Annotated in this window: 20 protein-coding genes; 13 read left to right on the forward strand and 7 right to left on the reverse strand. The window is 70.6% G+C overall.

The annotated features are described in order from the left end of the window. The first annotated feature begins 100 nt into the window (after nucleotides 1-100). The 8 genes from OTERR_RS01905 to OTERR_RS01940 all read left to right on the forward strand — a co-directional run bounded on the left by OTERR_RS01905 (nucleotide 101) and on the right by OTERR_RS01940 (nucleotide 7824). Nucleotides 101-958: a branched-chain amino acid ABC transporter permease gene (locus OTERR_RS01905; protein ID WP_054620017.1), complete on the forward strand. Its 858-nt coding sequence runs from the start codon at nucleotides 101-103 to the stop codon at nucleotides 956-958. Continuing rightward, nucleotides 955-1932 (forward strand): branched-chain amino acid ABC transporter permease, encoded by a 978-nt coding sequence (locus OTERR_RS01910; RefSeq protein ID WP_149424685.1) that lies wholly within the window; start codon nucleotides 955-957, stop codon nucleotides 1930-1932. The genes OTERR_RS01905 and OTERR_RS01910 overlap by 4 nt, the downstream gene beginning before the upstream one ends. Next, entirely contained in the window at nucleotides 1929-2681 is a 753-nt protein-coding gene (locus OTERR_RS01915; RefSeq protein ID WP_149424686.1) for an ABC transporter ATP-binding protein, read from the forward strand. Before OTERR_RS01910 ends, OTERR_RS01915 begins: the two co-directional genes overlap by 4 nt. Beyond that, entirely contained in the window at nucleotides 2678-3385 is a 708-nt protein-coding gene (locus OTERR_RS01920; RefSeq protein WP_054620014.1) for an ABC transporter ATP-binding protein, read from the forward strand. Before OTERR_RS01915 ends, OTERR_RS01920 begins: the two co-directional genes overlap by 4 nt. Continuing rightward, nucleotides 3382-4620: a thiolase family protein gene (locus tag OTERR_RS01925; RefSeq protein ID WP_149424687.1), complete on the forward strand. Its 1239-nt coding sequence runs from the start codon at nucleotides 3382-3384 to the stop codon at nucleotides 4618-4620. Before OTERR_RS01920 ends, OTERR_RS01925 begins: the two co-directional genes overlap by 4 nt. Nucleotides 4621-4663: 43 nt before the next feature. Continuing rightward, nucleotides 4664-6193 (forward strand): AMP-binding protein, encoded by a 1530-nt coding sequence (locus OTERR_RS01930; RefSeq protein ID WP_149424688.1) that lies wholly within the window; start codon nucleotides 4664-4666, stop codon nucleotides 6191-6193. Continuing rightward, nucleotides 6190-6906 carry a GntR family transcriptional regulator gene (locus OTERR_RS01935; protein WP_149424689.1) on the forward strand — a complete coding sequence of 239 codons (717 nt, stop codon included), beginning with the start codon at nucleotides 6190-6192 and terminating at the stop codon, nucleotides 6904-6906. The genes OTERR_RS01930 and OTERR_RS01935 overlap by 4 nt, the downstream gene beginning before the upstream one ends. A 111-nt stretch (nucleotides 6907-7017) precedes the next feature. After that, nucleotides 7018-7824: an SDR family NAD(P)-dependent oxidoreductase gene (locus OTERR_RS01940; protein ID WP_149424690.1), complete on the forward strand. Its 807-nt coding sequence runs from the start codon at nucleotides 7018-7020 to the stop codon at nucleotides 7822-7824. An 86-nt stretch (nucleotides 7825-7910) separates the two neighbouring features. Here the strand turns inward: OTERR_RS01940 and OTERR_RS01945 are convergent, their stop codons facing one another. Next, nucleotides 7911-8297, reverse strand: coding sequence for a rhodanese-like domain-containing protein (locus tag OTERR_RS01945; protein WP_054620009.1), 387 nt, complete (start codon nucleotides 8295-8297; stop codon nucleotides 7911-7913). A gap of 323 nt (nucleotides 8298-8620) precedes the next feature. On the opposite strand from OTERR_RS01945, the gene OTERR_RS01950 reads away from it, so the two are divergent. Then, complete coding sequence (locus OTERR_RS01950; RefSeq protein WP_149424691.1) at nucleotides 8621-9070, forward strand: putative zinc-binding protein; 450 nt, start codon at nucleotides 8621-8623, stop codon at nucleotides 9068-9070. Beyond that, entirely contained in the window at nucleotides 9071-9538 is a 468-nt protein-coding gene (locus OTERR_RS01955) for a YaiI/YqxD family protein (RefSeq protein ID WP_149424692.1), read from the forward strand. 90 nt (nucleotides 9539-9628) lie between these two features. Here the strand turns inward: OTERR_RS01955 and OTERR_RS01960 are convergent, their stop codons facing one another. The 3 genes from OTERR_RS01960 to OTERR_RS01970 are packed head-to-tail and all read right to left on the reverse strand — an operon-like array spanning nucleotide 9629 to nucleotide 15432. Then, nucleotides 9629-10903, reverse strand: coding sequence for a TolC family protein (locus tag OTERR_RS01960; RefSeq protein ID WP_149424693.1), 1275 nt, complete (start codon nucleotides 10901-10903; stop codon nucleotides 9629-9631). Further along, nucleotides 10900-14073: an efflux RND transporter permease subunit gene (locus OTERR_RS01965; RefSeq protein ID WP_054620005.1), complete on the reverse strand. Its 3174-nt coding sequence runs from the start codon at nucleotides 14071-14073 to the stop codon at nucleotides 10900-10902. Before OTERR_RS01965 ends, OTERR_RS01960 begins: the two co-directional genes overlap by 4 nt. Nucleotides 14074-14088: 15 nt before the next feature. Continuing rightward, on the reverse strand, nucleotides 14089-15432 hold the full coding sequence (locus tag OTERR_RS01970; RefSeq protein ID WP_149424694.1) for an efflux RND transporter periplasmic adaptor subunit: 1344 nt from the start codon (nucleotides 15430-15432) through the stop codon (nucleotides 14089-14091). Between the two features lie 317 nt (nucleotides 15433-15749). Here OTERR_RS01970 and OTERR_RS01975 point away from each other — a divergent pair, with 317 nt between their 5' ends. The 3 genes from OTERR_RS01975 to OTERR_RS16505 are packed head-to-tail and all read left to right on the forward strand — an operon-like array spanning nucleotide 15750 to nucleotide 19100. Then, nucleotides 15750-16988, forward strand: a complete 1239-nt coding sequence (locus tag OTERR_RS01975; RefSeq protein WP_149424695.1) for an MFS transporter — start codon at nucleotides 15750-15752, stop codon at nucleotides 16986-16988. A 16-nt stretch (nucleotides 16989-17004) separates the two neighbouring features. Then, nucleotides 17005-17682, forward strand: coding sequence for a winged helix-turn-helix domain-containing protein (locus OTERR_RS01980; RefSeq protein ID WP_149424696.1), 678 nt, complete (start codon nucleotides 17005-17007; stop codon nucleotides 17680-17682). Beyond that, entirely contained in the window at nucleotides 17679-19100 is a 1422-nt protein-coding gene (locus OTERR_RS16505; RefSeq protein ID WP_149424697.1) for an ATP-binding protein, read from the forward strand. The genes OTERR_RS01980 and OTERR_RS16505 overlap by 4 nt, the downstream gene beginning before the upstream one ends. Here OTERR_RS16505 and OTERR_RS01990 read toward each other — a convergent pair. From OTERR_RS01990 to ftsE, 3 genes are all read right to left on the reverse strand, one after another. Next, on the reverse strand, nucleotides 19097-21403 hold the full coding sequence (locus tag OTERR_RS01990) for a sensor domain-containing phosphodiesterase (protein ID WP_149424698.1): 2307 nt from the start codon (nucleotides 21401-21403) through the stop codon (nucleotides 19097-19099). The two genes, OTERR_RS16505 and OTERR_RS01990, sit on opposite strands and share 4 nt — an antisense overlap. A 135-nt stretch (nucleotides 21404-21538) precedes the next feature. Continuing rightward, nucleotides 21539-22432: a cell division protein FtsX gene (locus OTERR_RS01995; RefSeq protein WP_149424699.1), complete on the reverse strand. Its 894-nt coding sequence runs from the start codon at nucleotides 22430-22432 to the stop codon at nucleotides 21539-21541. Continuing rightward, entirely contained in the window at nucleotides 22429-23157 is a 729-nt protein-coding gene (gene ftsE / locus OTERR_RS02000; protein ID WP_149424700.1) for a cell division ATP-binding protein FtsE, read from the reverse strand. Before ftsE ends, OTERR_RS01995 begins: the two co-directional genes overlap by 4 nt. Nucleotides 23158-23165: the final 8 nt, after the last annotated feature.

The following is a 23165-nucleotide window of genomic DNA, read 5'->3' on the forward strand; positions in this document are numbered from 1 at the left end:
TGCCGCGCGCACCGGCCGACTGACCGATGGAAGGAGTCCCCCGGAGGCGGCTTGGCCGACCTCCCGGGCGGTGCTCGTCCTTCCGCTGCGGAGATACTCAATGTCCACCCTCATCATCGGGCTCAGCCTGGGGATGCTGCTGTTCCTGCTCGCCTCGGGGCTGACCCTCATCTTCGGCATGCTGGGCGTGATCAACTTCGCTCATGGCGCCCTCTACATGCTCGGGGCCTACATCGCTTTCGACATCGGCCGCCACACCGGCTCCTTCGTCGCCGGGCTGATCGGCGCCACCGTGCTGGTGGCCGTCGCCGGCGCCCTGATCGAGCGCCTGGCCCTGCGTCCGCTCTACAACCGGCCCCACTTCTACCAGTTGATCCTGACCTTCGGCGTGATCCTGGTGATCAGCGAGCTGGTCAAGATCGTCTGGGGCCTGGGCTACCAGGAATCGACCATGCCCGAGGCCCTGGCCGGCACGGTGGAGCTGTTCGGCAGCACCATCCCGGTCTACCGCCTGTTCGTCATCGGTTTCGGCGCCCTGGTCTCCGGCGGCCTGTTCCTGCTCATCGAGAAGAGCACCTTCGGCATGCTGGTGCGGGCCGCCAGCAGCGACGGCGAAATGGTGCGCCTGCTCGGCCTGCCCGTGTCGTCGGTGCGCATGGCCGTGTTCGCCCTCGGCTCGGGGCTGGCCGGCCTGGCCGGCGCCATCGCCGCGCCGCTCTTTCCCATCGAGCTGGGCATGGCCACCAACACCATCATCGACTGCTTCATCGTCGTCATCCTCGGCGGCCTGGGCAACATCCGCGGCGCCGTGGCGGCTTCGCTGCTGATCGGCCTGGTGCGCGCCATCGGTTACTCCTACATGCCGAGCTGGGTGGACATCCTCACCTTCGCCCTGCTCATCGCGACCCTGCTCACCCGGCCCCAGGGCCTCTTCTTCCGCGCAACGAGGTCCGCATGAACGTCTCCCGTTTCGACCTGTGGCTGGGCCTGCCCCTGGCGGCCATCGCCCTGCTGCTGCCGTTCTCCGGCCCGAGCGATTTCGTGCTCAACCTGGCGACCCTGGTGATGATCTGGGCAATCTTCGCCATCGGCTTCGACTTCGTCTTCGGCCTGCTCGGCATGGTCTCCTTCGGCCACGCCAGCTTCCTCGGCCTGGGGGGCTACGCCCTGGCCCTGGCCACCCAGCTGTGGGTGCTGCCCTTCAGCGCCGGCCTGGGCCTGGCGATCGTCGTCGGCGCCTTGTGCGCCTGGTTGTTCAGCTTCTTCGCCCTGCGCGTCTCGGGCATTTTCTTTGCCCTGGTCACCTTGGCCCTGTCCCAGCTGCTCTACATCCTGGCCGACTCCAAGCTGCGCGCCTGGACCGGCGGCGCCGACGGCCTGCCCGGGGTGGAGCGGCCCGGCCTGGGCGGTATCGACTTCTTCGACTCGACCCACTTCTACTGGTACGTGGTGGCGGTGTTCGCCCTGGTCATGGCGGCGGTGGCAGTGCTGCGCCGCTCGCCCTTCGGCCGGGTCATCGCCGGCATCCGCCAGAACGAGACGCGGGCCGAGCAGTTGGGCTTCGACGTGCACCGCTACAAGCAGATCACCTTCATCGTCTCCGGCGGCATCAGCGGCCTGGCCGGAGCCCTGCTGGCCTCCCTGCTGATGTACGTGAACCCGCAGATGCTGCATTGGACCACCTCCGGCGACGTCATCATCATGACCCTGCTCGGCGGCGCCGGCACCCTGTGGGGGCCGGTGGTGGGCGTGCTCGCCTTCGAGGTGCTCAAGGAGTGGCTGAGCGGCTGGACCCAATACTGGTACGGCGTGCTCGGCCTGGTCTTCATCCTCGCCACCCTGTTCTTCCCCAAGGGCATCGTCGGCGAATTGCAGGAGCGCTTTGGGCAATGGCAGGACAAGGCCGCCCGGCGCGACGGGAGGTCCTCATGAACGACATCGCCCTGAAATGCGACGGCGTGACGGTGAGCTACGGCGCCCTCAAGGCTATCGACGGTGTCAGCCATTCGTTCGAGAAGGGCCGCATCTACGGGCTGATCGGCCCCAACGGGGCGGGCAAGACCACCCTGCTCAACGTTCTGGCCGGGCGGCAGATGCGCCATAGCGGCAGCATCCACTGCTTCGGCGCCGACATCACCCGCACCCCGCCCCACGAGCGCGCCCACCTGGGCATCGGCCGCAGCTTCCAGATCACCAAGATCTTTGCCGAGATGACGGTGCTGGACAACCTGCGCATCGCCGCCCAGATCAAGCACTCGCGCTTCCAGCCGTTCTGGATCGCGCCGCGCTACGAGCGGCGCCTGGCCGGCGACATCGACGCCATGCTCGAACTGACCGGGCTCACCGCCCGCCGCGACGCCATCGCCGGGACCCTCTCCTACGGTCTGCAACGGGCCCTGGAATTGGGCATCACCCTGATGCCGGACCCGCGCATCCTGCTCCTCGACGAGCCCCTGGCCGGGGTCGGCCAGCACGAGATCGAAAGCTCGACGCGCCTGATCAAGGCCGTGTCGGCCGGGCGCACCGTGTTGCTGATCGAGCACAACATGGACGCCATCATGTCGCTCTCCGAGGAGATTGTGGTGATGAGCAACGGCCGGGTGATCGCCGTCGGCGCCCCGGAACAGATCCGCAACGACGCCACCGTGCGCTCGGTTTATCTCGGGGAGGATGCATCGTGATCGCACTCGAACACGCCAGCGTCAAGTACGGCCACGCCCTGGCCCTGGAAGACATTTCGATCGAGGTCGGGCTGCACGAGATCGTCGCCATCGTCGGCCGCAACGGCGCCGGCAAATCCACCACCCTCAAGACCCTGGTCGGCCTGCTGCCGCTGGTGGCGGGGCGGCGGGTGTTCGGCGAGCGCGACATCTCGCGCCTGTCGGTGGAGCAGATCGCCCGTCTGGGCATCGCCCTGGTGCCCGACACCCGGCGCATCTTCCCCAACCTGTCGGTGCGCGAAAACCTGCGCATCGGCGCCGTCGCCCACCAGCCCGGCTACTGGACCGAGGCGCGGGTACTGGAGATCTTCCCCCGCCTGGGCGAGCGCATCGACTTCGGCGGCGACCAGTTGTCCGGCGGCGAACAGCAGATGCTGGCGATTGCCCGGGCCCTGCTCGGCAACCCGCGCATCCTGCTCCTCGACGAGCCCACCGAGGGCCTGGCGCCCCTGATCGTGGACCAGCTGGTGGAGGTGTTCGCCCACGTCCACCGCCAGGGCACCGGCATCGTCCTGGTCGAGCAGAACCTCAAGGTGCCGATGAAGCTGGCCCACCGCCAGTACGTGCTCGACCACGGCCAGGTGGTCTGGTCGGGCACCTCGGCCGAACTGCAACAACAGCGGCAACTCGTGGAAAACCTCATCACTACCGGAGCGGCACAATGAGCAAGCAGAACCTCTACATCGTCGGCGTCGGCATCACCCACTTCGCCAAGCACCCGGACAAGACCGTCAAGGACCTGGTCCGCGAGGTCGTCGAGGGCGCCCTCCAGGACGCCGGCTGTGGCCGCGAGCTGATCCAGGCCGCCTACTTCGCCACCGCCGGCCAGGGGGTGATCGAAGGCCAGCACATGGTGGCCGGCGAGGTGGCCCTCAAGGCCATGGGCATCACCGGCATCCCGGTGACCAACGTCGAGAACGCCTGCGCCAGCTCCAGTACCGCCCTCAACGCCGCCCAGCTGTACGTGGCCGCCGGCGCCGGCGACATCTGCCTGGCGGTGGGCGTGGACAAGCTGTTCTCGCCGGACAAGGAAAAGAGCTTCAGCGTCTTCGACGGCGCCTTCGACGTGAACAACCGGGACGGCCAGCTGGCCCTGCTGCACGGCCTGGCGCCGACGATCAAGCCGCCGGCGGGGACCAAGGAAGCGGACCAGCGCAGCATCTTCATGGATATCTACGCCAGCTTGGCGCGGCTGCACATGGAGCGCTTCGGCACCACCCAGCGCCAGATCGCCGCGGTGGCCGCCAAGAACCACGTCCATTCCACCCGCAACCCCCTGGCCCAGTTCCAGTACCCCCTGACCATCGACGAGGTGCTGGCGGCGCGCACCATCGCCTGGCCCCTCACCCTGCCCATGTGCGCCCCCATCGGCGACGGGGCGGCGGCGGCCATCGTCTGCAACGAGGATGGCCTGCGCAAACTTGAGCGCAGCCGCGCCGTGCGTCTCATGGCCAGCGTGCTGCGCACCGCCACCGAGCGGCCCGCCGACCAGTACGAGCGCCACCTCTGCCACCTGGCCGCCTTCGAAGCCTACGAGCGGGCCGGGGTCGGCCCCGAGGACATGTCCCTGGCCGAGGTGCACGACGCCACCGCCTTCGCCGAGATCCAGCAGACCGAGGCCCTGGGCTTCTGTCCCTTTGGCGAGGGCGGCCCGATGGCCGAATCCGGCGCCACCAGCCTGGGCGGGCGCATCCCCATCAACGTCTCCGGCGGCCTGCTCTCCCGCGGCCACCCGATCGGCGCCACCGGCCTCGCCCAGGTCTACGAGATGGTCACCCAGCTGCGCGGCGAGGCCGGCGCCCGCCAGGTGGACAACGCCCGCTTTGCCATCGCCGAGAACGGCGGCGGCTTCAACGGCGTCGAAGAAGCCGTCACCTGCATCACCATCCTGGGCCGCTGATGCGGCGGATCGTCCCTCCGCCCCTTTTCTTGCCGAGAGAGCCATGCATCTGAACCAACTGTTCCAACGCACCGTGCGCCTGCACGGCGACCGCCCCGCCCTGGCCCGCGGCCGGGGCCCGAGCCTGACCTACCGGGAACTGAACCGCCGCGTCGGCGCCCTGGCCGGCTGGCTGCGCCACGACCTGGGCCTGCAACCCGGCGACCGGGTCACCCTGGCGATGAAGAACTGCATCCAGTACGCCGAGGCCCAGCTCGCCATCTGGCACGCCGGCCTGTGCGCCGTGCCGGTCAACGCCAAGCTGCACCCCAACGAGCTGGAATACGTGCTGCAAAATTCCGGCTCTGCCGCCTGCCTGTCCAGCGGTGACCTGTACCAGGGGTTGCTGCCGGTGGCCGAACGCCTGCCCGGCCTGCAGCTGATCGACGTGGAGGCGGCCGACTACGCCGCCGCCCTGGCCCGGGAGCCGATTGCCCCGGTAGCCGGCGACGGCGGCGACATCGCCTGGTTGTTCTACACCAGCGGCACCACCGGGCGGCCGAAGGGGGTGATGCTGACCCACGACAACCTGCTCGCCACCTCTCTCAACTTCTACGCCGACGTCCAGCCTCTCAATGGCGACGACGTGCTGGTGCACGTGGCCCCCATGTCCCACGGCAGCGGCCTGTACGGCGTGCCCTATTTCATCCGCGGCGCCTTGCAGGTGGTGCCCGAGAGCGGTGGCTTCGACGAAGCCGAACTGTTCGAACTGCTCGGCCACTACCGCTCGGCCAGCCTGTTCGCCGCGCCGACCATCGTCCAGCGCATGATCCAGCACGTGGACGCCCACGGCAGCGCCTTCCCCGGCCTGCGTGCCCTGATCGTCGGTGGTGCGCCGTTCTACGTCGAAGACATCAAGGCGGCGGTGGCCTGCTTTGGCCCGCGCATCGCCCAGATCTACGGCCAGGGCGAAAGCCCGATGTCGATCACCGCCCTGTCGGCGGAACAGACCGCCGCCGCCGTGGCCAGCAACGACCTGGCCGTGCTGGCCTCGGTGGGGGCCAGCCAGACCTCGGTGGAGGTGGCGGTGCTCGGCCCCGATGGCCAGCCGGCCCCGGTCGGCACCCTGGGCGAGGTGGTGGCCCGGGGCCCCTCGGTGATGAAGGGCTACTGGAACAACCCGGAGGCCACCCGCCAGACCCTGGCCGGCGGCTGGCTGCACACCGGCGACGTGGGCGTGCTCGACGAGCGCGGCCTGCTCCAGCTTAAAGACCGCTCTAAGGACGTCATCATCAGCGGCGGCACCAACATCTACCCCCGGGAAGTGGAGGAGGTGCTGCTCCAGCACGCCGCGGTCCAGGAGGTGTCGGTGATCGGCGTGGCCGACCGGGAATGGGGCGAGTCGATCGCCGCCTTCGTCGTCTGCCAGGACGGTGTCACGGTCAGCGAGGCCGAACTGGAAGCCCTCTGCCTGCGCTCCATTGCCCGCTTCAAACGGCCGCGTTGGTACTTCTTCGTCGCCGAACTGCCGAAGAACAGCACTGGTAAAGTGCTGAAAACCGAACTGCGCAAACTCGCCACGCCGACCTCATGACCGACGCCGACGCCAATCCCCTCTTTGCCCGCCAGACCGCCAGCCAGACCGAAAAGGCCTATTGCGCCCTCGAAGAGATGGTCGTTACCGGCGAGCTGCCGCCGGGCAGCCAGTGGTCCGAAGCCGCCCTGAGCGAAAAGGTCGGCTTCGGCCGCACCCCCACCCGGGAGGCCCTGCACAAGCTGGCCTACCAGCGCCTGGTGCACATCGCGCCGCGGCAGGGGGTGTTCATCTCCGAGATCGACTACCAGGGCCAGCTTAAGATCATCCAGGCGCGCCGCGAGATCGAGCGCCTGATCGTCGCCCAGGCGGCCCTGTGCGCCAGCGCCGCCGAGCGGGCCGCGTTGCGTCAGCTGGCGAGCGAACTGGAGGGGCTGAAGACCCTCAACGACATGCGGGTCTACATGCGGCTGCACTTCTGCCTCACCAGCCGGCTCGGCGAGGCGGCGCGCAACACCTATGCCGCCGAGTTCTACGCCATGCTGCAGACCCTGGCGCGGCGCTTCCTGTATTTCCACCAGAAGCGCCATTCCAACCTGGTGCAGATCTGCGACCTGCACATCGCCCAGATCAACGCCATCGCCGATGGCGACGCGGAGCGGGCGATGGCGGCGGCCACGGCGCGCAACGATTATGCCGAGCAACTGGCGCGCAACATCCTGATGGAACTGATCGTCACCTCGGCGGTGACGATCAGCCCGGCCGAGCGCTGAGCGGGCTCGGCCAGGTCGCGGAGTGTGCGGGATCTGCGCCTCGACCTGTGCCGAAAGACCGATAACCAACGAGGTGCGCCGCTACCGGCAGGCGTACCCAGGAGACGTTCCATGACCCCACCCCAACCGGGCCGCCGCGCCCTCGTCACCGGCTCGCTGCAAGGCATCGGGCTGGCCATCGCCACCGCCCTGGCCGCAGAGCAATGCCACTTGGTCCTGCACGGGCTGGGGGACGCCGAGCAGCAGGAAAATGCCCGCCAGACGGTGCTTGCCGCCGGCGCCCTGTCGGTCACCGTCCATGGCCACGACCTGAGCGACGCCACCCAGGTCCAGGCCTTGATGGCTGCCGTCCTGGCCGACGGCCCCCTGGACATCCTGGTCAACAACGCCGGCATCCAGCAGACCGTGCCCCTGGCTGAGGTGCCCCTGGAACTGTGGCAGCGCTTTCTGGCGGTGAACCTGTCGGCCGCCTTCCTCACCATGCAGGCCGCCCTGCCGCGCATGGCGGCGCGGGGCTACGGCCGGGTGGTGAACATCGCCTCGGTGCACGGCCTGGTGGCCTCGCCGCACAAGGCGCCTTACGTGGCCTCCAAGTTCGGCCTGGTCGGGGTGAGCAAGGTGGCGGCCCTGGAGTACGCCCGGGCCGGCAGCCGGGAGCAGGGCGGCGTGACGGTCAACTGCATCTGCCCGGGCTGGACCGAGACCACCCTGCTCGAACCCCAGATACTGGACCGGGCCGCCCAAGTCGGTGGCGACCGGGAAGCCGGGGTGCGTTCACTGCTCGCCGAGAAGCAGCCGAGTCAGCGCATGTCGCTGCCGGCCGAGATTGCTCAGCTGGCGGCCTGGCTGTGCCACCCCGTGGCCCACAACATCACCGGGGCGGCGATTCCCGTCGAGGGCGGCTGGACCAGCCAGTAAGCGGGATGGAGCGGCGCCATTGCGCCGCGACCATGAGCGTGCGAGCGGCGCGGGGGGCCCCCTCCCGCCGCCTTACGGCCTGACCGTTACTCAAAGGAAATTTCGCTCGGCTTGACCACCGGGCGGCTGTCCTCTTGCCAGCCCTCGAAGCCCCCCGCCAGGGACACCACGTTCTCGAAACCCATGGCGTGCAGGGCGACCACGGACAGTGCCGCCCGGCCGCTGGTCTTGCAATAGACGATGATCGGACGGGTCACGTCCTGCAGCGCCGGGTCGTTGGAAATCTTGAATTCGAGCATGCCGCGGGGAATGTTCACCGCGCCGGGCAGATGCCCCTGGCGGTACTCGTCGGGCTCCCGGACATCGAGCAGCAAGGTGTCCGGTTCGGACATCCGCGCGTGGATGTCCGCCGGGGAGCATTCCTGGATGGACTTCTTGGCGGCTTGGACCAGGGTATGGGCAGGCGTGAACATGGATGTCTCCAGTAGGGGCAGCGAAAAGCGGTCGAGCCGGGCAGCGGTCGCCCGGAGAATAAGACTTCTCTAATCTAGCATGGCGTGCGGCGCCGTTGCTTCCGGGTTCGATCGGCCGGCCGCCGCGTGGTTGCCGCTTGCACCGACCCGCGCCGGGATTGGCAGGACGGATGGCCGCCTGGCGGGAGTCGGGCGGAGCGGGGCGGTGCCGCGGGCGGTGCCGCGGGCGGACCCGTGGGGGCTCCCTGCCGAATTTACCGATTGCCGCGGCCGGCGCGGGGCCTACACTGGAGGCTCTTTCTTCCCCCTTCGCCGCAATCATCATGACGCGCCGCCCCCCTGCCGACCTGCCCCTGGTCTATTCCTGCTCGGGCTGTTCCAGCGCCGCCCAACTGGCCAACCACATCGCCGTGCGCCTGGACCGGCAGGACGAGGCCGAGATGTCCTGCATCGCCGGGGTCGGCGGCGACGTGCCGCACCTGGTGCGCATCGCCCGTTCCGGCCGGCCGATCCTGGCCCTGGACGGCTGCCCGCTGCAATGCGTCAAACACAGCCTGGCCCAGCGTGGGGTGGTGCCGACCCGTCAGCTGTTGCTCCACGAGTACGGCATCAAGAAGCGCATGCGCACCGATTTCGACCTGGACGATGCCCATCGGTTGCTCGATGTGGCGGTGGCTGCCGCCCGCGCCCTGCGCACTACGGCCCCTGCGGAGTCCGACGCCGGCGCCGCCGCGGTGGATGTGCCCGGCTCCCCCGCTACGGTGGAGGCGTAAATGGCCAAGGTCGCGATCTGGGTCGATGCCGACGCCTGCCCCAAGGTCATCAAGGAAATCCTCTTTCGCGTCGCCACCCGGGCTGAGGTGCTGGTCACCCTGGTGGCCAACCAGCCCCTGTTCGCACCGCCCTCGCCGTTCCTGCGCAGCCTCCAGGTGCCGCGTGGCTTCGACGTGGCCGACCAGGCCATCGTCGAGCGGGTGGCGGCCGGCGACCTGGTGATCACCGCCGACATTCCCCTGGCCGCCGAGGTCATCGCCAAGGGCGCCCGGGTGCTCACGCCCCGGGGCGAACCCTACGGGCCGGACACCATCCAGGCCGCCCTGACCCTGCGCAACTTCATGGACACCCTGCGCTCCTCCGGGGTGGAAACCGGCGGGCCGGCGGCCTTCAGCCTCAATGATCGGCGCGCCTTCGCCCAACAACTGGAGCGCTTCGTCGCCCGGGCCGGGCGCCGGGGGGATTAGCCCGCCATCCCCCGGCATTGCCGTGGCGACGCGCCTGGTGAGGCCTTCCTTATCGCGACCTGCGCCCCTGCCTGCATGAGGGGGCGGGCCTCAGTCGGCGTCGTAGTCCCACAGCCGGTGGGCGTCCAGCTCCAGCCGGTAGCGGGCTTCCAGGGCATCCAGCCGGGTCAGTTCGGCGGCCAGCCGGCCTTCGCCGGCCTGGCGGCGGGCGAGCAGCACTTCGGCCAGTCCGGCTTCGCCCAGGGCCAGGGCTCGGGCGCTCAGGTCGGCGGTGGCTTCCAGCTGGCGGGCCGCCTGGTCGGCCCGTTCCCAGGCGAGCTGGGCGGCGCTGGCGGTGGCGTGGCGACTGGCGATGTCGGCGTTGACCTGCTGGCGCAGGGCCTCTTCCCGGTAGGCGACCGCGTTGGCCCGGGCTGCCTGGCTGCGCGCCGCGGCGCGGCGGGCGTCGCCGGCGAAGGGAATCGACAGGGACACCCCCACCAGTTTTTCCTCCCCCCCCCGGTCGCTGCCGACATGGACGCCGACCACCGGGTCCGGGGTGCGTTCGGCTTCGGCCCGTTGCGCCGCCAGGCGGGCCTGGCGGGTTTCGGCGCCGGCCAGGGCCAGTTCGTGGCTCTTGCTGGCGATGCTGTCCTGCCAGGCGGCCAGGCTGCCGACCAGGGGCTCGGGGGACGGCAGACGCACGTCGTCGGGCTGGGCAATGGCCGGGAAGCGCACGCGCAGCTCCTGGCTGGTCGCCTGCAGACGGGCCTGGGCTTGGCGCCACTGGGCATCGGCCTGGGCGGCAGCGGCATCGGCCTGCATGGCTTCGAGGCGGGCCGCATCTCCCAGCGTGTGGCGGCGGGCGGTGCTGCCGGCCAGCTGGCTGAGCAGCTTGGCCTGGGCCTGGCTCTGGTCGGCAGCGACCCGGGCGCGCAGCCACTGGAACCAGGCGGCGAGCAGCTGCCGGGCGGTTTCGTGCTGGGCGTCCTCCACGGCGATGCGCGCGGTGGTCTCGCCCTGTTCGCCCAGGGCGGCGTCGGCCTCGGCCTTGGCCGGCAGGCGCACCGGCCGTTCCAGGGCGACGCTCCACTCGTTGAAGGGGCCCCGCGGGCCTTCATTGGGGGCATTGCGCAGGCGGCGCTGCTGGTCGCTGAGACGGGTGGTCCATTCGTAGGGGCCGGCGTTGAGCCGTTCCCGGTTGGCGCTTTCCGCCGTCAGTCCAGCCCGGGCGGCGGCCACCAGCGGCGCCGCGGCAATGGCCGCCTTGACCTCGTTGGCCGGGGGCAGGTCCGCCGCACCCCAGGCGGAGCCGGCCAGCAGCGCAGTTACCAGGAATGCCAGGGGGCGTTGCCGCCGGCACAGCGGGAATTCACGGAAGGTCATGACGGTTGCACCACGGAAGAGTTGTTGCCGCCCGCGCTGTCATCGCTCTCGGCGTCCCGGGGGACGCCGAAGCGGCGGTAGAGGATGGGCAGCAGCACCAGGGTGAGCAGGGTCGAGCTGATCAGCCCGCCCACCACGACGATGGCCAGGGGGCGTTGGATTTCCGAGCCGGGGCCACTGGCGAAGAGCAGGGGAACCAGGCCGAAGGCGGTGATCGAGGCGGTCATCAGCACCGGGCGCAGCCGCCGCCGGGCGCCTTCGCGCACCACTTCGTCCAGGGACAGGCCCTGGTCGCGCAGGGTGTTGAAGTAGCTGACCAGCACCACCCCGTTGAGTACGGCGATGCCGAGCAGGGCGATGAAGCCCACCGAGGCCGGTACCGACAGGTATTCGCCGGAGAGGAACAGGCTGATGGCACCGCCCACCAGGGCGAAGGGGATGTTGGCCAGCACCAGGGTGGCCTGGGGCAGGGAACCGAAGGTGACGAAGAGCAGGCCGAAGATCAGCAGCAGGGCCATCGGCACCACCAGGGCCAGGCGTGCCGCGGCGCGCTGCTGGTTCTCGAACTGGCCGCCCCAGGCGATGCGATAGCCGGCGGGCAGCTTGACGTGGGCGGCCACGGCGGCCTTGGCGTCATCGACGAAACCCACCAGGTCCCGGTCGCGCACGTTGCTCTGCACCACCACGTAGCGTTGGGCGTTTTCCCGGTCTACCTTGACCGGGCCTTCCACCCGCTTCAGGGTCGCCACCGCCGATAGGGGCACGGCACGGCCGTCGGGCAGTTGCAGGCGCAGGTCGGCCAGGGCCGGGGTGGCGGTATCGGCGCCGGGGCCGCGCAGCAGCAGGGGCGTGCGCCGTCCCGGTTCCACCACCACCCCCACCGGCGTGCCTTCGATCAGGCGTTTCAGATCCGCTTCCAGGGCATTTACTGCGAAGCCGAGGCGGCCGGCGGCGAGGCGGTCGATGTTCACCGCCAGGTACTGCACCCCCTCGTTCTTCACCGTAATCACGTCCTCGGCCCCGGTGACGCCTTTCACCGCGCCCTGCACCTGGGCGGCCAGGCCGTTGAGGGTGTCCAGATTGGGGCCGTAGATCTTGATCGCCACGTCGCCGCGTACGCCGGTGAGCATTTCCGAGACGCGCATCTCGATGGGCTGGGTGAAGCTGTAGACCACCCCGGGAAACTCGTCGAGAACCTTGCGCAGCTGGTCGGCCAGCCAGGCCTTGTCCGGGGTGCGCCATTCGGCCATGGGCTTGAGCACCAGGAAGGTGTCGGTCTGGTTGAGGCCCATCGGATCCAGTCCCAACTCGTCGGCGCCGGTGCGGGCGACGATGCGCCGGACCTCCGGGATGTCCTTGAGGATCGCCGCCTGGACGCGCTGGTCCAGGGCCGCCGAGGCGGCCAGGCTGATCGAGGGCAGCTTCTCCAGCTGGACGATCATGTCGCCCTCGTCTAGGGTCGGCATGAAGCTCTTGCCCGTGCCCAGGTAGGCGCCCACCGCCAGCACCAGGGAGAGTCCGGCGCCGATCAGCACCGGCTTGGGATTGGCCAGGGCGCGGGGCAGCAGCCGGTCGTACACGGCGTTGAGCTTGCGCACCAGCCAGGGCTCGCCCGTGGCCGGCTTGAGCAACAGCGAGGCGCCCACCGGCACCACGGTGAACGCCAGCAGCAGCGAGGCCACCAGGGCGAAGACGATGGCTAGGGCCACCGGCATGAACAGCTTGCCTTCCAGGCCCTCCAGGGTGAGCAGGGGGAGGAAGACGATGGTGATGATCGCCACGCCGGAGGCCACCGGCGGCGCCACTTCCGCCACCGCCCGGAAAACCAGGGCGAGATTGTCGTGGGCGCTCAGCTTGCCGTGCTGCCCGGCCCGGGCGTGTAGGTGGGCCTCGATGTTCTCGACCACCACCACGGCGCCGTCCACCAGCATGCCGATGGCGATGGCCAGGCCGCCCAGGCTCATCAGGTTGGCCGACAGGCCGTAGTGGTTCATCAGGATGAAGGTGGCCAGGGCCGACAGGGGCAGGATCGCCGCCACCACCACGGCGGCGCGCAGGCTGCCGAGGAAGGCGAACAGCAGCACCGCCACCAGCACCACCGCTTCGAGCAGGGCCTTGGTCACGGTGTGCACCGCCCGCCCCACCAGTTCGCCCCGGTTGTAGAAGGGCACCAGCCGGGTGCCTGCGGGCAGGGTCGGCTCGATCTCGGCCAGTTTGGCCGCCACCGCTTCCACCACCGCCTGGGCGTTGGCGCCGCGCAGGCCGAGCACCAGGCCTTCCACCGCCTCGCCCTGGGCCAGGACATTGTCCTTGTCGTCCGGCGCGTGCTGCGAATGTTGGGTCACCGCGCCGTAGCGGGTCAGGGCGCCGATGCGCACCTCGGCCACGTCGCCGATGCGCACCGGGGTGTTGCCGCGCACCGCCACCACCACGTTGCGCAGGTCGTCCACGTCGCGGATGGCGCCTTCGGCGCGCACCAGCAGGGCCTCCTCCCCCTCGTTGACCCGGCCGGCGCCGTCGTTGCGGTTGTTCTCGGCGAGCGCGTTTTCCAGGTCGGTGAGCGACAGCTGACGGGCATTGAGGGCCGCCACGTCGGGCACCACCTCGAAGGCCCGGGCGTAGCCCCCCAGGGTGTTTACGTCGGCCACGCCGCGCAGGGTGCGCAGCTGGGGACGGATCGTCCAGTCGAGCAGATTGCGCTTCTCTTCCAGCGACAGGGGCCCTTCGACGGTGAACATGAACATCTCGCCCAGGGGCGTGGTGATCGGCGCCAGGCCGCCGGACGCCTGGCTCGGCAAGTCCTTGAGCACGTTGCCGAGGCGCTCGCCGACCTGCTGGCGGGCCCAGTAGATGTCGGTGCCGTCGTCGAAGTCGATGGTGATGTCGGCCAGGGCGTACTTGGAGGTGGAGCGCAGGATGCGCTGCTTGGGAATGCCCAGCATCTCCTGCTCGATCGGCACGGTGATGCGGGTTTCCACCTCTTCCGGGGTCATGCCCGGGGACTTGATGATGATCTTGACCTGGGTGGTGGAAACGTCGGGGAAGGCGTCGATGGGGAGGCTCTGCAGGCTCACCACGCCGTAGCCGGCGAGCAGCAGGGCGGCCACCCCGACCAGCAGGCGCTGGGCCAGGGACAGGGCGACCAGTTGGGAGAAGAAGCGGGCGATCATGGCCGGCGGGCTCCCTTATTCGCCGCTCTGGCCGAGCCAGGCGGCCTTCAGCGCCGCCACTCCGGCTACCGCCACCCGGGCCTTGTCGGCGAAGGGGATGGCGCCGGCCGGCTTGACCAGCCAGCCCCCGGGCAGGGGGCCGAGCACCGTCACCGGAAAGGGCCGGTACAGCCCTTCCTGCTCGTGCACGAACACGTAGGCCGACGTGGCCTGGCCCGCATTGCCGGCGTTGCTTGCCGCGCCGCTGCGGTAGGTGAGGGCCGCGCCGGGGATGCGCACCGCCCCGGCCAGGGCCGCCTGGCCGGCCAGACTGATCTCGGCTTCCACCGCCTGGCCGGGGCGCAGGGGCAGGCTGGCGGCACCGGCACCCGGGCGCTCCAGGCTGGCGCGCACCGCCACGGTCTGGGCGGCGCCGACCTGGCGGCCGACGCTCACCACCTTGCCGCGCAGGGTGCGGCCGTCGGCCAGGATGGTGCGCACCGGGGCGCCGTCCGGCAACAGGGCGGCCAGGCTGGCGGCCACCTGGATTTCCAGCCCCAGGGCGCTGCTGTCGGCCAGTGAGAACAGGGGGGCGGCGGCGTCGACCCGCTGGCCCGGGGTGGCCAGCTGTTCGAGCACGTAGCCGGAGAGCGGCGCTACGAGGGCGGCGGCGCCGCTCGGGCCGCCCTTGGCGGGCAGGCCGGCCACCCCCAGGGCGAGGCGTTTTTCCTCGGCCTGGGCGGCGGCCTGGGCGGCGTTGGCCCGAGTCGCCTCCAGGCGGGCGGCGGCGATGATGCCTTCGGCAAACAGGGCCTCGTCGCGGCGCCGGGCGCTGGCGGCCAGTTCGGCCTGGCTGCGGGCGACGCTGGCTTCCCGTTGCAGGGCGAGCAGCTCCGGGCTGGCGAAGGTGGCCAGCACGTCGCCCTTGCGCACCTGCTGGCCGGGCACCACCTTGACTGTTTCCACCATGCCGGCGGCGGGGGCGGCCACCATGCGCAGCTGGCCGACCGGCACGCTGACCGTGGCCGGCAGATGGGCCAGGGCGGTGCCGCTGCCGGCCGCCGCCGGGACAACCGGTTCGCTGCGCACGCCGAGGGCCTGGACCTGGCTGGCGGAGAGGGGGATCGGGGCCGTGGCGCCGGCCGGTGCTGTCGCGCTGGCCGGGGCGGCCGCGGCGGGCGGGGGGGCGCCGGGGGCGGCCAGGGCCGGTCCGGCGAGCAAGGCGGCGAACAGGACCGCGGGCAGGGCGGCGCTGCGACCCGGCCGTCGTCCGGCCGTGCCTGACGGCATCGTTGCCGGGGTGTCGGGCTGGAGGCCGCGCCAGATCTCGATCTCCAGAGGGGTGCCGTGAAGATCGAGCAGGGGCGCGGGGTTTGGCATGGGGTGGCTCAACGACAAGGCAGGACGCGGGGTTTGGCGCATGGCGGACGGAATACGGCAAAAGGGACAATGACCGACAGGATAGCCGGCCCAGATTAAGGCCGCCTTAAGGCGTAAACGTTGCGCGACGCTGGCCAAGCGGCCGGCGCTGGCGTCATTGGCCGCTCGAGCGACGACATTGCCGGGGGCATGGCGGGTGTTGTCATTGGAATGCCTTCCGGCGGCGTCCCCGTTACAATGCATTTTCGAAAAACCTTATAAAGGGCGCGGCCGCGCTGTGGCCCGCCCGCCATAACCACACTCCCCAGCGACGCACCATGACCCTTGCCGCCACTCCCCCTGCTTCCGCTTCTCCGCAACGCACCCTGGCTTCGGTGCTGTTGTTCGCCGCCCTGATCGTCTGCGTGTCGATGGGCATCCGTCACACCTTTGGCCTGTTCCTCGCCCCCATGACCAGCGCCCACGGCTGGAGCCGGGAGCTGTTCTCCTTCGCCATCGCCGTGCAGAACCTGATGTGGGGCGTCAGCCAGCCCTTCGCCGGCCTGCTCGCCGACCGCTTCGGCGCCAAGCGGGTGCTGTGGGTGGCCAGCCTGCTCTACATGCTCGGCCTGGTGGGCATGGCCTACTCGGCCAGCGGCACCGGCCTGGCCGCCACCGCCGGGGTCTTGATCGGCCTGGCCCAGAGCGGCACCACCTACAGCGTGGTGTTCTCGGCCATGGGCAAGCTGATCGCCCCCAACCGGCGCAGCTGGGCCATGGGCATCGTCGCTGCCGCCGGTTCCTTCGGCCAGTTCCTGATGATTCCGGTGGCCTCCGGGCTGATCGGCGGGCTGGGCTGGTTCGGCACCCTGCTGATCTTCGCCGCCGCCGCCTTCCTGATCGTGCCCCTGGGGGCGTCCCTCACCAAGGGTGTCGCTGCCGGGGCCGGCGCCCATGGCCAGACCGCCGGCGAGGCCTTCCGCGAGGCGATGCGCGAGAAGAGCTTCATCTTCCTCATGCTCGGCTACTTCGTTTGCGGCTTCCAGGTGGTGTTCATCGGCGTGCACCTGCCCACCTACCTGCTCGACAAAGGCCTGCCGGCCTCGGTGGGTATGACCGCCCTGGCCCTGATCGGCCTGTTCAACGTGTTCGGCACCTATACCGTGGGCCACCTGGGCAACCGCTTCCCCAAGCGCTACCTGCTCGCCACCATCTACTTCTGCCGCAGCATCGCCATCAGCCTGTTCCTGCTGGCGCCCCTCACGCCCCTGAGCGTCTATGCCTTCGCCGCGGTGATCGGCTTCCTGTGGCTGTCCACGGTGCCGCCGACCAACGCCATCGTCGCCCAGGTGTTCGGCGTGCGCTTCCTCGGCATGCTCTCCGGCTTCGTCTTCTGCGCCCACCAGATCGGCAGCTTTCTCGGCGTCTGGCTGGGGGGCAAGCTGTTCGACGCCACCGGGTCCTACGACACCGTGTGGGGCATCTGCATCGCCCTCGGGGTGATGGCCGCCCTGATCAACCTGCCCATCGACGAGCGCAGTCTGGAATCGCGCCGCGCTGCGCCGGCGGCGGCCTGAGCCGCGCCATAACACCATGCGCCTACTCCTCGTCGAAGACGATCTGCTGCTCGGCGACGGGTTGTGCGCCGGGCTGAACCACTACGGCTTCCAGGTGGACTGGGTGCGTAGCGTCGCCGCGGCCCTGTCGGCCCTGGCCACCGACACCTACGCCGGCTTGGTGCTCGATCTGGGCCTGCCCGACGGCGACGGCACGGCGGTGCTCGATGCGGCCCGCAACGGCAAGGCCGGCACTGGCGGCAACAGCGCCGTGCCGGTGCTGCTGCTCACCGCCCGGGACGCCAAGGAAGACAAGCTGCGCGCCTTTGCCGCCGGGGCCGACGACTACGTGGTCAAGCCGGTGGATCTGGACGAACTGGCCGCCCGCCTGCGCGCCCTGATCCGGCGCAGCCACGGCCGGGCCGTACCGCGCATTGTCGCCGGTCGCGTCGCCTTCGACCCGGAAGCCCGCCAGGCCTACCTGGACGAGGCGCCTGTGGATCTTTCCGGGCGCGAACTGGCGATTCTTGAACTGCTTCTCGAACGTCTCGGCCGGGTGGTCTCCCGGCCCCAGCTCGAAGCGGCCCTGTACCGCTGGGGCGAGGGGGTGGAGAGCAACGCCATCGAGGTGCACATCCACCACCTGCGCAAGAAGCTCGGCACCGACTTCATCCAGACCCGGCGTGGTCTGGGCTACCTGGTGGAAAAGCCGTGATTCCCCGCTGGCTGGCGTCGCTGCACGGTCGCCTGATCCTGATCGTGCTGGTCTGCGTCACCGGAGTGGACGGTCTCACCGGCCTGCTCGGCTACCGCCAGGCCACCCGGGAAGCCGCCGAACTGATGGACGCCCAGCTGGTGGAAATCGCCCACGTGCTGGCCACCACCGCCGGACGGGCCGCCACTGCCGTGGTCAGCGCCGACGGCACCGCCCGGGAGGCGCACCGCTACCACAAGCGCCTGGTCTTCCAGGTCTGGCAGCCGGCCCCGCGCCCGGGTGGAGCGCCCCAGCTGGTGGCCCGTTCCGATACGGCCCCCGACATCCCCCTGGAGGCTTTGGCAGCCCTCCGTGGCGACGGTTACGTGACCCTGCCCTGGCACGACGGCGACTGGCGTTTCTACGTGGCCGGCAGCGATCCGCAAGGGCTGCGCGTGGTGGTCGGGCAGCAGGGCGTGGTGCGCAACAAGCTGGCCCGGGAAGTGGCCCTCAACGCCCTCTACCCGCACCTGGCCAGTTGGGCGGTGCTGCTCGGCCTGTTGCTGGTGGGCATCCGCCAGGCCCTGACGCCGCTGCGCCAGCTGGCCGAACAGGTGCGCCAGCGCTCCCCCGACCACCTCGTGCCGGTCCAGGTCGAGGCCCCGCCGGCGGAGATCGTGCCGGTGGTGGGGGCGGTAAACACCTTGCTGGTCCGGGTCGAGCAAGCCCTGGAGCGGGAGCGGCGCTTTACTGCCGATGCCGCCCACGAACTGCGCACGCCTCTGGCGGCGCTGAAGATCCAGGCCCAGGTGGCGCATATCGCCGACGACGCGGCGGCCCGCCAGTCGGCCCTGCGCAACGTCATCCGCGGTACCGACCGGCTGGCCCACCTGGTGGAGCAACTGCTCACTCTGGCCCGGGTCGACACCGCCGGTGGCGTGTTCGCTGCGGAACGGGTCGATCTGGCCGCCCTGGCCGGGGAGGTGGTGGCCAGCCAGGCGGGCCTGGCGCAGCGCCGCGAGGTGGCCCTGGAACTGGCGTTGCCGGAGGTGGCAGGGGAGGGGGCCTGGGCGTCGGGCCAGCCCGAGTTGCTCGCCGTCCTGCTGCGCAACCTGGTGGATAACGCCCTGCGCTATACCCCGGCCGGCGGCCGGGTGGTGGTGCGGGTGGCGGCCGAACCCGGGGGCGGCTGGCGGTTGAGCGTGGCCGACGACGGCCCGGGCATTCCTCCCGAGCAGCAGCAGCGCGCCCAGGAGCGTTTCGTCCGGTTGGCCAGTTCGGCCGAGGAACCGGGGGGCGGTAGCGGCCTGGGGCTGTCGATCGCCGGGCGGATCGCCCAATTGCATGGCGCCGCCCTGGCAATGGGGCCAGGGCTGGCCGGCCGTGGCCTGACCATCGGCGTGGTGCTGGGCGCGCCGGGCGGCGCGGTGGCGCGCTAGGCCGACAGGGGGGCGGTCCGCACCGAGGATGGGGCTGCGCTGGATTCGGGATAGGGGCCGTTTATAAGCTCGGCCAGGGGGAGGGGCGGCGAGAGGGCGTAGCCCTGGCTGTAGCCCACCTCCAGGTCGGTCACCCAGCGCAGCACCCCGGGGTTGTGCACGAATTCGGCCACGGTGCCGACGCCCAGGCGGTGGGCCACGCGCACGATCGACGCGACGATCTCCCGATCCACCGGGCTGCTTTCCAGATCCTTGACGAACGACCCGTCGATCTTCACGTAGTCCACCGGAAAGCGTTTCAGGTAGTCGTAGGTGGCCAGGCCGGTGCCGAAGTCGTCCAGGGCGATGCGGCAGCCGAGCGCCTTGAGGCCGAGCAGCAGGTCGCTGGCCGCCTGGTCGTTGAGAATGGCCTGGCTTTCGGTGATCTCGAAGGCGAAGGGCGCCGTGGGCAGGCCGTGGGCGCGCAGACGGTCGCGGATGAAGGGCAGCATGTCCGGATCGGACAGGCTGGCACCGGTCAGGTTGAGGGCGCATTTGCCGACCCGGGCGAGCTGTTCCGGGTGGGCGGCGAAATGGGCGAAGGCGGCCTCGATCACCGCCCGGTCCAGTTCCAGGGCCAGGGGGCGCTGGGTCAGGGCGGCGATGACCTCGGGCATGGGGATGACGTTGCCGCCCTCGTCGAGCACCCGCACCAGTACTTCGAAGTCGTGGCGCAGCGGGGCGCCCGGTGCAGGGGGGCGGTTGGCCACCAGGGGCTGGGCGAGCAGGCGGATGCGTCCTTCGCCGAGGGCGGCACGCACCGCCTCGATGCGCCGGGCGTGGGCGCGGCGGGTGTCGGCCTGGTGGCGCGACACCGGCTCCGGCAGCACCCGCCGGTCGGGCTTGAGGGCCGCCTCGCTCAGGGCTTCGCGCAGGGCGATGAGAATCTCGTCGAGGGTTTCCTGGGCTTGCGCGGGCACGTACAGGCCGGCGCGCAGGGGTTGCAGGCGTAGCGCCGTGCCGTTGCCCGCCAGGTGCAGGGGGCCCCGGCGGAAGCCGGCCTCGACGCGCAGGAAGGCTTCCTCCACCGCCGCCGGGCTGCCGAAGGGCAACAGGGCGGCGAATACCCCGGGCTGGAGCCGGGCCACGGCGCTCAGGTCGTCCGCGGCGCGTAGCCGGGCCGCCAGCTCGCGCTCGAAGTCGGCGATGGTGGCCAGCCCTACCAGATGGCCGGCGGATTCCAGGTTCTCGACGCCGAGGATGAACAGGCCGCGGCCATCGCGGCGTCGCGCCCGTTCCCGGCGGCTGTGCTCCATGGCGGTGAGAAAGCCCCGCTCGTTGAGGCAGTCGGTGACGTTGTCCAGCTCGGCCTGGCGCGCCAGCTTGCGGTAGGCGGCGCGGCGGTCGGCGGCGATGGCCTGGAGAATCTGGCCGAAGGCGGCGGCCACCAGCAGCACCAGGGCGGTCTGGAAAATGGCGAAGCGCAGGGCCTGGGCATCCATGGTGGAGAACGCCTTGGCCGACAGGATCAGGATGGCCGTGGCGATCAGGGTCAGGCCGGTGGTGGCGGCCTCGCGGCGCATGGCGCAGGCGGCGATGGCCGGAAAGTACAGGTAGGCCAGGGCCGTGGCGTAGTCGCTGGCGCCGTTCCAGGTGAGCAGGGTCAGGGCCAGGGCGATGGAGACGGCGGCCACCAGGGTGGGGCGGTCCAGGGCCGCCAGCCACTGCCGGGGGCGGATGTTCTCCTGCCACAGGGTGAGCAGGGCGGGGGCGAACAGGATGCCGCCGATGGCATCGACCAGCCAGTAGGCGAGAAAAACGTCGAGGGCCGAGGCGGCGGGGAACAACCCGCCCAGCTTGAAGCCCAGGGTGCCGATCAGGGCCGACAGGGGGGCGGCGATACCGACCTCGATGCGGTAGAAGGCAAGCAGATCGCGCACCCCGCTGCGCCGTTCCGGCATGGTGACCGGGCTGGCTTGCAGTAGGCGGCGCAGCACCCAGGCGCCCACCGCCGGCCCGGTGCACGAGGCGACGATGGCCAGGGCCGCCACCAGGGGCACCTGGTAGTAAGAGAGCAGGCTCCAGGCCCCCAGCCCCAGGGCCAGGGGCCACAACCCGGGCAGGCCGTAGCGCCACACCAGGGCAAAGCCGATGCCGGCCGGCGGCCAGAACAGGGAGAAGCTGAGGTCGGAGAAGGTGCTGCCGGAAAACGACAACAGGCGGGAGAGCGCGGCGCCGAGGAAGACGGCGACCGCCGTCCACAGGCCCGCCTGGACCGCGAGGCGGGGGCGGGGCAGGGTGCCGGGGCTGAAGATACGGGGCATGTCCGTGGGCAGGCTCGCAAAAGGGGGGAGCAACGGCGGGACGGCAGGCCAGGAGGGCGCTTCGTCCCACCGCGGCGGTGTTGGTCTGACCGGGCCGGCTCCCAGATGTTTCCGGGGCCGGCCCTGGCGGTAATCTTACTGGGGCTGCTGGCGCAGGTAGAGGGCCACCGACAGGCGGGCACCGAGCCAGCCGAGCAGGGCACCGGCGGCGCACAGGGCGCCCACTTCGGCCATACTCGGGCCGCGCAGGCGGAAACCGCTGCCGTAGAGGCGGGTCAGCTCCCCCACCGGCCCGGACAGGAAGAAGAAGGCCAGGGCCACGAGGGCCGCGGCGAGCAGCCCGCCGAGAATACCCTGCAGGGCGCCGTAGTAGGCGTAGGGCCGGGAGACGAAGCCCGGGGTGGCGCCGATCAGCCGGGCCACCTCGATCTCCTGGGCCCGGGCCAGCATCTGCAGGCGGATGGTGTTGAAGGTGGCGGCGATCAGACCGACGCCGAACACCCCGGCGAGCAGCACCACCGCCAGGCGCCCCAGGCGCAGGAAGGCATCGAGGCGGCGCATCCAGGCCGAATCGAACTGGACGTGGGCGACCCGGGGCCATTCGCCGGCAGTCTTGACGAAGCGCTCCACCGCGGTGGCGTCGCGTCCCGCCATGTCGGCGACGAAGGCATCGGGCAGGGGGTTCTTCGGCAGGTTGGCGACCAGGTCGGCCAGCCCTTCCCGGGCTTTCAGCCGTTCCAGGGCGGCGTCCTTGGCAACGAAACGGTAGGGCGCGCCGGCGTCGCGCAGCTTCTGCTCGACGGCCTTCACCTCGTCGCGGCCGGCGCCGGGCTCGAGGAACAGGCTGACTTCGGGCGCCTCGGCCAGACCGCTGGCGGCCAGGCGCACGTTGTCCAGGGCGACCCAGCCGGCAGCGGGCAGGGCCAAGGCGATGCCGATCACCAGCAGCGACAGCAGGGCGTTGAAGGGGGCGTCGCGCAGACGGACCAGGGCGGTGGTCAGGGCCTGGTGGTGGTGGGCGAGGCTCACGAGGCGGCCTCCTCGGTCAGGTTGGCGGGGGGCGACAGGGGGGCGAGCTGGGCCGGCGCCTGCTCAGGCAGGCCTTCATGCAGCTTGCCCTTTTCCAGCCACAGCACCCGGGGGGCGAGCTTGTCCACCCACTGCAGGTCGTGGGTGGCGAGGATGACGGTGACGCCGACCTGGTTGAAGCTCTTGAAGATGGACAGGATCTGGCCGGCCGAAGTGGCGTCCAGGTTGGCGGTGGGCTCGTCAGCGAGCAGGATGGCGGGACGGTTCACCACGGCCCGGGCGATTGCCAGGCGTTGTTGCTCGCCGCCGGACAGGGTGATCGGCAGGGCCTTCTCCCGGTCGAGCAGACCGACCTTGTCGAGGGCCGCCAGGGCGCGTTTGCGGGCTTCCTTGGGCGGAGTGCCGGCGATTTCCAGGGGCAGCAGCACGTTGGCCAGCACCGGGCGGTCGAACAGCAGTTTCTGGTCCTGGAAGACCAGGCCGAAATTGCGCCGCAGGAAGGGCAGGGCGGACGGGCGCAGGGCCGAGAGGTTCTGGCCATTGACGATGATGCCGCCGCTGGTGGGCCGCTCGATGGCGGCCATCAGCTTGACCAGGGTGGTCTTGCCGGCGCCGGAGTGGCCGGTGACGAAGACGAACTCGCCGGCGGTGATGTCCAGACTCACGTCCCGCAGGGCCTCGAACCCGGTGGGGTAGCGCTTGGTGACGTTGGCGAAGGTGATCATGGCGGTCG

Source organism: Oryzomicrobium terrae (assembly GCF_008274805.1).
In the GTDB taxonomy this organism is placed as follows: domain Bacteria; phylum Pseudomonadota; class Gammaproteobacteria; order Burkholderiales; family Rhodocyclaceae; genus Oryzomicrobium; species Oryzomicrobium terrae.

Coding starts and splice junctions, on each gene's coding strand:
- OTERR_RS01905 (WP_054620017.1), top strand. CDS start 101: ATGTCCACCCTCATCATCGGGCTCAGCCTGGGGATGCTGCTGTTCCTG.
- OTERR_RS01910 (WP_149424685.1), top strand. CDS start 955: ATGAACGTCTCCCGTTTCGACCTGTGGCTGGGCCTGCCCCTGGCGGCC.
- OTERR_RS01915 (WP_149424686.1), top strand. CDS start 1,929: ATGAACGACATCGCCCTGAAATGCGACGGCGTGACGGTGAGCTACGGC.
- OTERR_RS01925 (WP_149424687.1), top strand. CDS start 3,382: ATGAGCAAGCAGAACCTCTACATCGTCGGCGTCGGCATCACCCACTTC.
- OTERR_RS01930 (WP_149424688.1), top strand. CDS start 4,664: ATGCATCTGAACCAACTGTTCCAACGCACCGTGCGCCTGCACGGCGAC.
- OTERR_RS01935 (WP_149424689.1), top strand. CDS start 6,190: ATGACCGACGCCGACGCCAATCCCCTCTTTGCCCGCCAGACCGCCAGC.
- OTERR_RS01940 (WP_149424690.1), top strand. CDS start 7,018: ATGACCCCACCCCAACCGGGCCGCCGCGCCCTCGTCACCGGCTCGCTG.
- OTERR_RS01945 (WP_054620009.1), bottom strand. CDS start 8,297: ATGTTCACGCCTGCCCATACCCTGGTCCAAGCCGCCAAGAAGTCCATC.
- OTERR_RS01950 (WP_149424691.1), top strand. CDS start 8,621: ATGACGCGCCGCCCCCCTGCCGACCTGCCCCTGGTCTATTCCTGCTCG.
- OTERR_RS01955 (WP_149424692.1), top strand. CDS start 9,071: ATGGCCAAGGTCGCGATCTGGGTCGATGCCGACGCCTGCCCCAAGGTC.
- OTERR_RS01960 (WP_149424693.1), bottom strand. CDS start 10,903: ATGACCTTCCGTGAATTCCCGCTGTGCCGGCGGCAACGCCCCCTGGCA.
- OTERR_RS01965 (WP_054620005.1), bottom strand. CDS start 14,073: ATGATCGCCCGCTTCTTCTCCCAACTGGTCGCCCTGTCCCTGGCCCAG.
- OTERR_RS01970 (WP_149424694.1), bottom strand. CDS start 15,432: ATGCCAAACCCCGCGCCCCTGCTCGATCTTCACGGCACCCCTCTGGAG.
- OTERR_RS01975 (WP_149424695.1), top strand. CDS start 15,750: ATGACCCTTGCCGCCACTCCCCCTGCTTCCGCTTCTCCGCAACGCACC.
- OTERR_RS01980 (WP_149424696.1), top strand. CDS start 17,005: ATGCGCCTACTCCTCGTCGAAGACGATCTGCTGCTCGGCGACGGGTTG.
- OTERR_RS01990 (WP_149424698.1), bottom strand. CDS start 21,403: ATGCCCCGTATCTTCAGCCCCGGCACCCTGCCCCGCCCCCGCCTCGCG.
- ftsE (WP_149424700.1), bottom strand. CDS start 23,157: ATGATCACCTTCGCCAACGTCACCAAGCGCTACCCCACCGGGTTCGAG.